At 71.7% G+C, this 11,647-nt stretch carries 13 protein-coding genes; 8 read left to right on the top strand and 5 right to left on the bottom strand.

Translation table 11 applies throughout. The features are described from left to right. Positions 1 to 106 precede the first annotated feature (106 nt). Together IG64_RS03860 and IG64_RS03865 are read right to left on the bottom strand one after the other, a co-directional pair. Positions 107 to 1,072 (bottom strand): zinc-binding dehydrogenase, encoded by a 966-nt coding sequence (locus IG64_RS03860; protein WP_037851908.1) that lies wholly within the window; start codon positions 1,070 to 1,072, stop codon positions 107 to 109. 184 nt (positions 1,073 to 1,256) lie between these two features. Beyond that, a complete protein-coding gene (locus tag IG64_RS03865) occupies positions 1,257 to 2,480 on the bottom strand; it encodes an NAD(P)-dependent malic enzyme (RefSeq protein WP_037851910.1) in 1,224 nt (407 codons plus the stop codon). 547 nt (positions 2,481 to 3,027) lie between these two features. Here IG64_RS03865 and IG64_RS03870 point away from each other — a divergent pair. From IG64_RS03870 to IG64_RS03880, 3 genes are read left to right on the top strand one after another with little or no spacing between them, the layout of a single operon-like run. Beyond that, positions 3,028 to 3,990 carry an ABC transporter substrate-binding protein gene (locus tag IG64_RS03870; protein ID WP_037851911.1) on the top strand — a complete coding sequence of 321 codons (963 nt, stop codon included), beginning with the start codon at positions 3,028 to 3,030 and terminating at the stop codon, positions 3,988 to 3,990. 33 nt (positions 3,991 to 4,023) lie between these two features. Beyond that, positions 4,024 to 4,959: an amino acid ABC transporter permease gene (locus IG64_RS03875; protein WP_037851913.1), complete on the top strand. Its 936-nt coding sequence runs from the start codon at positions 4,024 to 4,026 to the stop codon at positions 4,957 to 4,959. Between the two features lie 50 nt (positions 4,960 to 5,009). Next, the gene (locus IG64_RS03880; protein ID WP_037852220.1) at positions 5,010 to 5,762 is read left to right on the top strand and encodes an amino acid ABC transporter ATP-binding protein; all 753 of its coding nucleotides are present in this window, start codon (positions 5,010 to 5,012) and stop codon (positions 5,760 to 5,762) included. A 108-nt stretch (positions 5,763 to 5,870) separates the two neighbouring features. Here the strand turns inward: IG64_RS03880 and IG64_RS03885 are convergent, their stop codons facing one another. Further along, on the bottom strand, positions 5,871 to 6,710 hold the full coding sequence (locus IG64_RS03885; RefSeq protein ID WP_234438378.1) for a class I SAM-dependent methyltransferase: 840 nt from the start codon (positions 6,708 to 6,710) through the stop codon (positions 5,871 to 5,873). 102 nt (positions 6,711 to 6,812) lie between these two features. Here IG64_RS03885 and IG64_RS03890 point away from each other — a divergent pair, with 102 nt between their 5' ends. Further along, entirely contained in the window at positions 6,813 to 7,442 is a 630-nt protein-coding gene (locus tag IG64_RS03890) for a CGNR zinc finger domain-containing protein (RefSeq protein WP_037851915.1), read from the top strand. Here IG64_RS03890 and sodX read toward each other — a convergent pair. Further along, a complete protein-coding gene (gene sodX, locus IG64_RS03895) occupies positions 7,346 to 7,780 on the bottom strand; it encodes a nickel-type superoxide dismutase maturation protease (RefSeq protein ID WP_037852222.1) in 435 nt (144 codons plus the stop codon). The genes IG64_RS03890 and sodX overlap by 97 nt on opposite strands. Positions 7,781 to 7,925: 145 nt before the next feature. Between sodX and sodN the strand changes: the two genes are divergently transcribed. The 4 genes from sodN (at position 7,926) to IG64_RS03915 (ending at position 10,201) form a co-directional block, all read left to right on the top strand. Beyond that, positions 7,926 to 8,321 carry a superoxide dismutase, Ni gene (gene sodN / locus IG64_RS03900; RefSeq protein WP_004983535.1) on the top strand — a complete coding sequence of 132 codons (396 nt, stop codon included), beginning with the start codon at positions 7,926 to 7,928 and terminating at the stop codon, positions 8,319 to 8,321. 138 nt (positions 8,322 to 8,459) lie between these two features. Next, positions 8,460 to 8,870 carry a helix-turn-helix domain-containing protein gene (locus IG64_RS03905; protein WP_037852223.1) on the top strand — a complete coding sequence of 137 codons (411 nt, stop codon included), beginning with the start codon at positions 8,460 to 8,462 and terminating at the stop codon, positions 8,868 to 8,870. 106 nt (positions 8,871 to 8,976) lie between these two features. After that, positions 8,977 to 9,393: a VOC family protein gene (locus IG64_RS03910; protein ID WP_037851918.1), complete on the top strand. Its 417-nt coding sequence runs from the start codon at positions 8,977 to 8,979 to the stop codon at positions 9,391 to 9,393. Positions 9,394 to 9,463: 70 nt separating this feature from the next. Then, positions 9,464 to 10,201, top strand: a complete 738-nt coding sequence (locus IG64_RS03915; RefSeq protein WP_037851919.1) for a VOC family protein — start codon at positions 9,464 to 9,466, stop codon at positions 10,199 to 10,201. Between the two features lie 202 nt (positions 10,202 to 10,403). Here the strand turns inward: IG64_RS03915 and IG64_RS03920 are convergent, their stop codons facing one another. Beyond that, entirely contained in the window at positions 10,404 to 11,615 is a 1,212-nt protein-coding gene (locus tag IG64_RS03920; protein WP_037851921.1) for a family 2 encapsulin nanocompartment cargo protein polyprenyl transferase, read from the bottom strand. Positions 11,616 to 11,647 lie beyond the last annotated feature (32 nt).

The following is an 11,647-nucleotide window of genomic DNA, read 5'->3' on the forward strand; positions in this document are numbered from 1 at the left end:
GACAGCCCCCGCTTGTCAACCGTGGTTGACGGAGGGCCGTGTGGACGCACGAGCGGCGGGCCCGGGTGCCGGGCCCGCCGCTCGAAGAACCCCGGAGGAGGGGGGATCAGGACGTGGTGAGCACGATCTTGCCGAACTGGCCGCCGGCCTCCATCCGCTCGAAGCCCTCCCGGGCCCGCTCCAGCGGCAGCACCTCGTCGATGATGGGGCGCACCCCGGTGGTGGCGCAGAAGGAGAGCAGGTCCTCCAGTTCGTCCTTGGTGCCCATCGTGGAGCCGACCACCTTCAGCTCCAGGAAGAAGATCCGGGTCAGCTCGGCGTGCGAGGGGCGGTCGCCGCTGGTGGCCCCGGAGATGACGATCGTGCCGCCGGGGCGCAGCGACTTCACCGAGTGCGACCAGGTGGCCGCGCCGACGGTCTCGATCACCGCGTCCACCCGCTGCGGCAGCCGGGCCCCCGGCTCCACCGCCTCCACCGCACCGAGTTCCAGCGCCCGCTTGCGCTTGGCCTCGTCGCGGCTGGTGGCGAAGACCTTGAGCCCGGCCGCCCTGCCGAGCACGATCGCGGCCGTGGCCACCCCGCCGCCCGCGCCCTGCACGAGCACGGAGTCGCCCGGCCGCACCCCGGCGTTGGTGAAGAGCATCCGGTAGGCGGTGAGCCAGGCCGTGGGCAGGCAGGCGGCCTCCTCGAAGGAGAGCCCCTTCGGCTTGGGCAGGACGTTCCAGGCCGGCACGGAGACCTGCTCGGCGAAGGTGCCCTGGTAGCGCTCGGTGAGGATGGAGCGCGGCTCCTTGGGACCGACACCGTGCCCGCTCTGGCCGATGACCGAGTGCAGGACGACCTCGTTGCCGTCCTCGTCGACACCGGCGGCGTCACAGCCGAGGATCATGGGCAGCTTGTCGTCGGACAGTCCCACGCCCTTGAGCGACCAGAGGTCGTGATGGTTCAGGGAGGCGGCCCTGACGTCGATCGTGCTCCAGCCGGGGCGGGCCTCGGGGGCCGGGCGCTCCCCCGTCTCCAGGCCGTTCAGCGGCTGGTCCCGGTCGATTCGGGCGGCGTAGACAGCGAACATGACCTTGACGATAGGGGCGGCCCGGCGCCCGCGGAACCAGGCGGCGCTGTGACACACACCCTCTTGCCAAGCCCGGCGGGCGCCGGACAGCCGGACGGCCCCGCCCGAGGGGCGGGGCCGTCCGGGTGAGGTGCGGGCCCGGTCACCGAGGGGGCGCCGGCCGGTCACCGGGGCGGGACGCGTGTCAGCGCCGGGCCACGCCCTCCGCGCGCGCCGCCGCCGCGACGGCCGCCGTCACGGCGGGGGCGACCCGCTCGTCGAACGGCGAGGGGATCACGTAGTCCGCGGCGAGGTCGTCGCCGACGACCCCGGCCAGCGCCTCGGCCGCCGCGATCTTCATGCCCTCGGTGATCCGGGACGCCCGCACCTGGAGCGCGCCCGCGAAGATGCCGGGGAACGCCAGGACGTTGTTGATCTGGTTGGGGAAGTCCGACCGCCCGGTGGCCACGACCGCCGCGTACTTGTGCGCGACGTCGGGGTGCACCTCCGGGTTCGGGTTGGCCATGGCGAAGACGAAGGCGCCCTTCGCCATCGAGGCCACCGCGGTCTCGGGCACCGTACCGCCGGAGACGCCGATGAAGACGTCGGCGCCCGCCAGCGCGTCCTCCAGGGAGCCGCTGAGTCCCGCCTTGTTGGTGAACTCGGCCAGCTCCCGCTTGACGGGGGTCAGGTCCTTGCGGCCGGTGGAGACGACGCCCTTGCGGTCGGCGACCGCGACGTCGCCGATGCCGGCCTCGACCAGCATCTTGGCGATGGCGACACCGGCCGCGCCCGCGCCCGAGATGACGGCCCGCAGTTCGCCGATGCCCCGGCCGCTCAGCCGTGCGGCGTTGCGCAGCGCGGCGAGCGTGACGACCGCCGTGCCGTGCTGGTCGTCGTGGAAGACCGGGATGTCCAGGCGCTCCTGGAGCTTGCGTTCGATCTCGAAGCACCGGGGCGCCGAGATGTCCTCCAGGTTCACGCCGCCGAAGGACGGCGCGAGGCGCACCACGGTCTCGACGATCTCGTCGGCGTCGGTGCAGTCGAGCGCGATCGGCACGGCGTCCACGCCGCCGAACTGCTTGAAGAGGATCGCCTTGCCCTCCATCACCGGGAGGGAGGCTTCGGGCCCGATGTCGCCGAGGCCCAGCACGGCCGTTCCGTCGGTCACGACGGCGACCACGGACGATTTCCACGTGTAGTCGTGGACCAGTTCCGGCTGCTCGGCGATGGCGGTGCACACCCGCGCGACGCCGGGCGTGTACGCCAGGGACAGGTCGTCCTTGTCACGGACGGGAACGGTGGCCTGCACGGCCATCTTCCCGCCACGGTGCAGCGCGAAAGCCGGATCGAAGGAATCGAGCGGCTCTGCCCCGCCGTCCTGATCCGTACTGCTGTCGCTGCGAGGATTGACGATCTCCGCTGCCACTTGGTTTTACCCCTTAATTGTTCATGGATTGAGGGTGGCCACTCCTGGTGAGGGGTGGGCGGGACCGCGCACGGCCCGGTGAGTGATGCGTTCGTGCCGTACGCGACGGGCGCGCCGCACACGCGCCCTGAGCCCCGGATGAGGGGTGTAAAGAACCTTCTTACCGGACGGACGCCATGGACGACGAGTCCATAACGCCAAGGTCACATGACGACGACGCGACACGTGGCCCAATATGGGGACAAGTCCTCGTCTAAGCCTTGACAAGGGCTCGAATTCGCCCATAAGCCGTCACCCGGCCGCCCGCATCCCGAGACGGGCCGGAGATTTTCCGGCCGGAAGAAGGCATTCCCGCGGATGATCCGGTCACGGGCGGCCGGTCACGCGGGTTCGGGGGTCACCCGTTATCCGATTTTGACATGGGGATTGCCCTGAACGGCGCAGCCCGAATGGCAAGATGCGTCAATCACACGAGGTCGCGACACCCGAAGGTGTGTGTTCTCGTCGACCCATCGGCATCTCCACCCATCCGCCGGAGGAACCCACCATGACCGCACGCTCCACCCGTCGTACGACCGCCGCGCACTCCCGTCTGGCAGCGGCCGGTGCGATCGCGGTCGCAGGCGCCCTGCTCCTCACCGGCTGCGGTGACCAGACCAAGGACAAGGACACGTCCTCTGGCGGCTCGTCCTCCGCCGGCTCCGCCCCGCTCGCGGGCAAGCTCCCGGCGGAGATCCGCGACAAGGGTGTCATCAAGGTCGGTTCCGACATCGCGTACGCGCCGGTCGAGTTCAAGGACAAGTCGGGCAAGGTCGCCGGACTCGACCCCGATGTCGCCGCCGCCCTGGGCAAGCAGCTCGGCGTGACGTTCCAGTTCGAGAACGGCACCTTCGACGCCCTGCTCACCGGCATCCGCTCCAGCCGCTACGACATCGCGATGTCGGCGATGACGGACAACAAGAGCCGCCAGCAGGGTGTCGACCCGACCACCGGCAAGAAGGTCGGCGAGGGCGTCGACTTCGTCGACTACCTCCAGGCGGGCGTCTCCATCTACACGCGCAAGGGCGACACCGGCGGCATCAGCTCCTGGTCCGACCTGTGCGGCAAGAAGATCGCCCTGGAGCGCGGCACCGTCTCGCAGGACCTGGCCAAGGCCGAGGCCAAGAAGTGCCCGGCCGGCAAGAAGCTCACCATCGAGGCGTTCGACGACGACCAGCAGGCCCAGACCCGGCTGCGCTCGGGCGGCGTGGACGCGGCCTCCTCCGACTTCCCGGTCGCCGCGTACGCGGTGAAGACCTCCGGCGGCGGCAACGACTTCCAGATCGTCGGCCAGCAGGTCGAGGCGGCCCCGTATGGCATCGCCGTCGGCAAGAGCAACACCCAGCTGCGCGACGCGCTGCAGGCCGCGGTGAACGCGATCATCAAGAACGGCGAGTACCAGAAGATCCTGGAGAAGTGGGGCGCCCAGGACGGCGCCGTCAAGGAGTCCGCCATCAACGGCGGCAAGTGACCGCCCCCGAGCGGCCGCTGAGAGGCGACATCCGTGACTGCTGACATCGACAGGACGACGGGGCCCGAGGGCGCCCCCGCCACCGGACCCCAGCCGATCAAGGCCATACCGGTCCGGCACTACGGGCGCTACGTCACCGCGCTCGTCGCGATCGCGATCCTGGTGGCGATCGTCTACGCGTTCGGCCAGGGCAAGATCAACTGGCACGCCGTTCCCGACTACTTCTTCGACGACCGGATCACCACCGGCGTCGGCAAGACCCTCCTGCTGACGGTCCTGTCAATGCTGATCGGCATCGTCGGCGGCATCGTCCTCGCGGTGATGCGCCTGTCGAAGAACCCGGTGACCTCGGCCATCGCGTGGTTCTACATCTGGTTCTTCCGCGGCACCCCGGTCCTCGTCCAGCTGTTCCTCTGGTTCAACCTGGGCCTGGTCTTCGAGTACGTCAACCTGATGCCGTTCTACAAGGACTACTGGTCGAACTTCATGACGCCGCTGCTGACGGCGCTGCTCGGCCTGGGCCTGAACGAGGCGGCGTACATGGCGGAGATCTGCCGCGCCGGCCTGCTCGCCGTCGACGAGGGCCAGACCGAGGCCGCCCACGCGCTGGGCATGAGCCACGGCAAGACCCTGCGCCGCATCGTCATCCCGCAGGCGATGCGGGTGATCGTGCCGCCGACCGGCAACGAGGTCATCAACATGCTGAAGACGACCTCCCTGGTGGCGGCCGTCCAGTATCCGGAGCTGTTCCGCTACGCCCAGGACATCGGCCAGGTCTCCGGTGCCCCGGTGGAGATGTACTTCCTCGCCGCCGCGTGGTACCTGATCATGACCTCGGTGCTGAGCGTGGGCCAGTTCTACATCGAGCGGTACTACGCCCGCGGCTCCAGCCGCGCCCTCCCGGCGACGCCGTGGCAGAAGGTCAGGGCGCACCTGACGTCCTTCTCCAGCAGGAAGGTCACGGCATGACCGACAAGCTCACCGAGCAGGACTCCCCCGCGCGCGGCACGGGCGTGGCGATGGTGAAGGCCGAGGGCGTGCACAAGTCCTTCGGCCAGGTCGAGGTCCTCAAGGGCATCGACCTGGAGGTCAGGCCGGGCGAGGTGTTCTGCCTCATCGGACCCTCCGGCTCCGGCAAGTCGACGTTCCTGCGCTGCATCAACCACCTGGAGAAGATCAACGCGGGCCGGCTGTACGTCGACGGCGAGCTGGTCGGCTACCGCCAGCACGGCGACAAGCTCTACGAGCTGCGCGACCGCGAGGTCGCGATGAAGCGCCGGGACATCGGCATGGTCTTCCAGCGCTTCAACCTGTTCCCGCACATGACGGCCGTCGAGAACGTCATGGAGGCACCGGTCCAGGTCAAGGGCGTGAACAAGGGCGGGGCCCGGGAACGCGCGATGCAGCTGCTGGAGCGGGTGGGCCTGGCCGACCGCGCCGGGCACTACCCCTCCCAGCTCTCCGGCGGCCAGCAGCAGCGCGTGGCCATCGCCCGCGCGCTGGCCATGGACCCGAAGCTGATGCTGTTCGACGAGCCGACCTCGGCGCTCGACCCGGAGCTGGTCGGTGACGTCCTCGACGTCATGCGCGACCTCGCCGAGTCCGGCATGACGATGGTCGTCGTCACCCACGAGATGGGCTTCGCCCGCGAGGTCGGCGACAGCCTGGTCTTCATGGACGAGGGTGTGGTGGTCGAGTCCGGCCACCCGCGTGAGGTGCTGACCAACCCGCGGCACGAGCGCACCCAGTCGTTCCTGTCGAAGGTCCTCTGAGGCGCTCCGGCCGGCGCCGCGCCGCGCGCGAAGGGGCGGTACGGAGATTCCGTACCGCCCCTCGCGGCCTCGTACCGCGTCTTCGCGCGACCGGAGACTCGCGCGTCCTCACTTCAGCGCGAGCAGCAGCGTGTCCGAGGGCGAGCACCACACCGGCCGGGCCTCCGCGAAGCCCTTCTCGCGCAGCACCCGCGCGTGCCAGGCGGCGGAGGGCATGTCGCCGTCGGCGTGCTCGCCGTAGATCTCGAAGCGGCGGGCGGTCGGGGCGGCCAGGACCGGGTCCTCGGCGGCCACCTGCCACCACTCGGCCCAGTCCAGGGCCCCCTCGCGCTTGGCCGCGTCCATGCGCGCGTGCCGCTGGGCGCGCTCGGCCGCGTTGATCCGCGGGGTGGTCTCGTCGATCATGTGGTCCGCGTTCATGAAGACACCACCGTCGCGGACGAGTTGCGCGACCTGACCGTAGAGGGCGGCGAGGGGTTCGCTGTGCAGCCAGTGCAGGGCGGTGGCGGTCAGGACGGCGTCGTAGGAGTCGTACGGCAGCTTCGCCGTCCAGTCGGGCTCCTTCAGGTCGGCGGTGACGAAGGAGACCCGTCCGTCGCCCTCGAAAGTGCCTTCGGCGATGGCGAGCAGTGCCGGGTCGAGGTCGACGCCGGTGCTGGTGGCGCCGGGGAAGCGGGCGAGGAGGCGGGCGGTGACGGTGCCGGTGCCGCAGGCGAGGTCCAGGACCCGCGGCGCGTCCCCGACCAGGGCCTCCACCATGTCGAGCATGATGTGGAAGCGGTCCTCCCGGTCGGGCATGTACCACTCCTGCTGCCGGTCCCAGCTCTCCTGCCAGGCCGGCCAGTCCGTCCCCGCGGCCGTGACGTCCCCGGCCGTGCCGGTCGTGCCCGTGCCCGCCCCCTTCACGCCCGTGCCCGCCGCCGTGACGTCCGTGCCCGTCTCCGTCATCGCAGTCCTCCCTCACTCCACACTCGCGTAATACCCTGGAACCACGACCGGCTGTTACAAGGCCGTGCCCGTCACGATAGAGCGCCCGCGTAAGGACTACAAGTGGAACTGGCCTATTACTCGGATTACGCCGTACGTCTCGTCAACAGCGAGGAACCGGCCCGGGGCAAGGACGTCCTGACCACGGTGGAGGCGGTCCGGGACCTGTTCGGCGCCAACGCCTCGGCGGCCCGCCGGGCCACGGAGGCCGACGTCACGCGCTTCCGCTCGGTACGGGCCCGGCTGCGCGCCGTCTTCGAGGCGGCCGACCAGGGCGACGAGACCCTCGCGGTCGCCCTGCTGAACTCCCTGCTGCTGGAGTTCCCGGTGAGCCCGCAGATCTCCGGGCACGACCACCGCGACGACGACGGCCGCCCGCTGTGGCACATGCACCTGGCCGACCACCCGTCCAACGCCACGGCGGGCTACGCGGCGATCGCCGCCATGGGCCTGGCGTTCCACCTCACCGAGTACGGCGTGGACCGCCTGGGCCTGTGCGAGGCGGCCCCCTGCCGCAACGCCTACCTGGACACCTCGACCAACCGCTCGCGCCGCTACTGCTCCGACCGCTGCGCCACCCGCGCGAACGTGGCCGCCTACCGCGCCCGCAAACGCCTGGAGGCCGACCGGTCGGTGAGCACGGGCCTGACGGCCGACAGCACCCAGCGCACCCGCGCGAACGGCGAGCGCTGAACGGCCCGGCGCGGCCGGAAGCGCAGCCACACCTTCCCCAGCACCAGTTCCTCGGGCACGGTGCCGTAGTCGGTGCTGTCCCCGCCGGCGTACGCGTTGTCGCCGAGCACCCACCAGCCGCCCTCACGCCGCTCCACCGCCCGCTTGACGACGAGCAGGTCCTGCTGGAACGGATGGCGCAGCACGATCACGTCACCCGGACGGACGCGGGCGCCGTACTGCACCACCAGCCGGTCCCCGTGGTGCAGCGTGGGCACCATGGACGGCCCGGTCACCTCGGCCAGCCCAAGAGGCAGTACGGCACCCCTGCGCTCGCTCTCCTGCAACAGCTCCGGCATCCCCGGCACCTCCCCGGTCCGTTCCTCCACCAGTCTCAGTCTGACCCTGGACTTTTGTCCTAAGCCCCAGGGGGCACCCGCGAAAACGGGCCTTGCACGGAGTAATGTCCCACCTGAGAAGACGATCACGAGGAAGGAATGCTCCATGCTTTCCCGCCTGTTTGCCCCCAAGGTCAAGGTCAGCGCGCACTGCGACCTGCCCTGCGGTGTGTACGACCCGGCCCAGGCCCGCATCGAGGCGGAGTCGGTGAAGGCCGTCCAGGAGAAGATGGCCGGCAACGACGACCCGCACTTCCAGGCTCGCGCCACGGTCATCAAGGAGCAGCGCGCCGAGCTGGCCAAGCACCACGTCTCCGTGCTGTGGAGCGACTACTTCAAGCCCCCGCACTTCGAGAAGTACCCCGAGCTGCACCAGCTGGTCAACGACACCCTGAAGGCCCTCTCGGCCGCCAAGGCCTCCACCGACCCGGCCACGGGTCAGAAGGCCCTGGACTACATCGCCCAGATCGACAAGATCTTCTGGGAGACCAAGAAGGCCTGAACCACAGGCTCGGTCCGGTGACCGGCGGTCGGTGCACCACCGCGGGCCGCTCCGGACGGTGAAGGGCCCGGCCGTGCGGCCGGGCCCTTCACCATGAGCGGGTCCTCCCGGCGCCCGGCGTGCGATGCTGGCCGGGTGATGTCGCGAGAGGATCTGGTCCGGTTGCGGCGGGCCCGGGACCGGATGGACCGGGAGTACGCCGAGCCCCTGGACGTGGCGGCGCTCGCGCACACCGCGCTGATGTCGCCGGGGCACTTCCAGCGCAGTTTCCGTGAGGCGTACGGGGAGACCCCCTACACCTACCTCATGACCCGCCGCATCGAGCGGGCCAAGTCCCTGCTCAGGCGGGGTGACATGAGCGTGACGGAGGTGTGCCTGGCGGTCGGGTGCACCTCGCTGGGCTCGTTCAGTTCACGCTTCACCGAACTCGTCGGCGAGACCCCGAGCGCCTACCGCGCCCGCTCGCACGAGGAGAGCGCGGTGATCCCGGCCTGCGTGACCCGCGCCTTCACCCGCCCGAGGCGCACGGGGCCCCCGCCCGGGCCCTAGGGTCTGCCCGGCGCGTCAGGCCGCAGGCCTCAGTGGCCTCAGCACTGCGGCCCGCGGGCATCGCGAGCCGGTGAACCTTTCCGGTCACGGCATTAGCGTGGTGCGTATGGATCTCAAACTCCGGCAGTGCTTCATCGCCGTGGACGACCACGACAAGGCGCTGACCTTCTACTGCGACGTGCTGGGACTGGAAGTCCGCAACGATGTCGGGTTCGAGGGGATGCGGTGGGTGACCGTGGGCTCGCCGGCGCAGCCCGATGTGGAGATCGTCCTGGAGCCGCCCGCGGCCCATCCGGACATCTCCCCCGCCGACAAGGAGATCATGGCCCGGCTGCTGGCCAAGGGCGTGCTGCGGGGCGTCAACTTCACCACGAGCGACTGCGACGCCCTCTTCGCGCGGGTCCGGGAGTACGGCGCCGACGTCGTCCAGGAGCCCATGGACCAGCCCTACGGCGTACGGGACTGCGCGTTCCGGGACCCGGCCGGGAACATGCTGCGGTTCATGCAGCGCGCGCGGGAATGAACGTGCCGCCGGGTCCCGCGGACCGGGCTCTCCCGCCCGCGCGCCCGCGCCCCCGCCCTACGATCACGCCATGAGCATCCGCTGGACGTACGCCTTCCTCGACCGGCCCGCCGGGCGCTTCGGCCGTGCCCTGGAGTTCTGGTCGGCCGTCACGGACACCCGGCCGTCCGAACGACGGGGCGGACACGACGAGTTCGCCACCCTGGTCCCGGCGGCCGCCGGCGTCGACGCCTGCGGCAAGGTGCAGGCCGTCACGGAAGGCCGGGGCGGCGCGCACCTCGACCTCGCCGTCGACGACGTGACGGGCCTGGTCGCTGCGGCCGTACGGCTCGGGGCCACGCCCGTCGCCGAACACGCGGGTTGGGCCGTCCTGCGCTCACCGGCAGGGCAGTCGTTCTGCGCGGTGCCCTGGCACGGGGAGTCGGTGCGCCCGCCCGTCGTCCGCGGCACCCGCCTGGACCAGGTGTGCCTGGACGTGCCGCCGTCCGCCTTCGCCGGCGAAGTCGCCTTCTGGAGCGGCCTCCTGGAGGGCTGGGGGTCGCGGCCCGGCTCCCGGTCCGAGTTCCACGTGCTCGAACCGCCGTCCGGAGTGCCGGTCCGGATACTGCTGCAACGGCTGGACGAGGAACGGCCCCCCACCGCCCATGTGGACCTGGCCTGCGCGGACATCGGTGCCGCCCGCGCCTGGCACGAGCGCCTGGGCGCGACCCACGTGGCCGATCACCCGCACTGGACGGTGTTGCGGGACCCGGCCGGCGGGGTGTACTGCCTGACCGGCCGGGACCCCGACACGGGCGGCCTGCCGTAGAGGACCCCGGAACGGCGTGCGTCCTCCCGCCGAGACAGCGCACAGGGGGCCGGCGCAGAGCGTGCGTGGGCCCGGTGCCGGTGCGGTGAGGGGCGGGTCCCGCACACCGTGGGGCAGTGCGGGACCCGCCGAGCCGGAGCCCCGGGTCCGCGCGGGGTCAGGAACCGTGCGGACCCGGGGCCGCCGGAGTCTCGTGCGCACCTCAACTGCTGCGCCGGGTCACGAACTCGGCCAGCGCCAGCAGCCCCCCGGCGGCCGCGGGGTCCGGGACGGCGCGGGAGAGCTCGTGGACGGCCTGGGCCATCCGGTCGGCCGCCTGGGACTGCGCCCAGTCCCGGCCACCGGCCCGCTCCACGGCCAGCGCGGCGCGCTCCTCCTCTCCTTCCTGACGGGGCCGGGCGTACAGCTCGGCGAGTTCCTCGGCCGCCGGGGTGCCGGAGGTGAGTGCGGCGACCACGGGCAGGGACTTCTTGCGGGCGGCGAGGTCGGCTCCGGCCGGCTTGCCGGTGCGGCGCGGGTCGCCCCATATGCCGATCACGTCGTCGATGAGCTGGAACGCCAGCCCCGCCTGCCGGCCGAACGCGTCCAGCGCCTCCACCTCCTCCTCGCCGGCCCCCGCGTACAGCGCCCCGGCGGCGCAGGCACAGCCGATCAGCGCGCCTGTCTTGGCCTCGGCCATGGCGAGCACCTCGGCGAGGCTGACCTGGTCGGGCGGGCGCCGCTCCAGGGCCGTGTCCGCGTGCTGGCCCGCGCACAGCTCGACGACGCAGGACGCGAGCCGGGAGGCGACCGCACGCGACGCCGGATGCGGGTCCTCGGCGAGCATCCGCAGGGCCAGCGCCTGCAGGGCGTCCCCGGCGAGGATGGCGTCGGCGTCGCCGAACACCGTCCACGCCGTGGGCCGGTGCCGGCGGGTGGCGTCCCGGTCCATCACGTCGTCGTGCAGCAGCGTGAAGTTGTGGACCAGTTCCACCGCCGCCGCGGCCCGGGCGGCCCCGGCTCTCGCCCCCGGTCCGCCGAGCGCGGCGGCCGCGGTGAGCACCAGGGCCGGACGGATCGCCTTGCCCGCGTTTCCCGCGGTCGGTGTGCCGTCCGCGTCCTCCCAGCCGAAGTGGTAGCTCGCGACCCGGCGCATCGAGGCGGGCAGCGAGGCGACCGCGGAGCGCAGTTCGGGGTCGAACGACACCCGTGCCCGTTCCAGGATCTCCGCCGCGTCCTGCCCGTCCGACGCACACTCCTGCCCCCGGCAGCCGCCCCCCGGGCCACCGGCGGCGGTCTCGGAGCCGTCGAGGCGGCCGGGACCGGCGGGCCGGGGCAGCGGCTCCACGGGCGCCGTCCCCTCCTGCCGCGCCGCCTGCGCGGCGCCCCGCGCGCCGGGCGGACGGGGTGTGGTCCCCGTCATGAACTCGGCCATCCGCTCCCCCTCGGAGACTGCGAGAACCGTGG

This window comes from Streptomyces sp. NRRL S-340 (assembly GCF_000720185.1).
GTDB lineage: Bacteria > Actinomycetota > Actinomycetes > Streptomycetales > Streptomycetaceae > Streptomyces.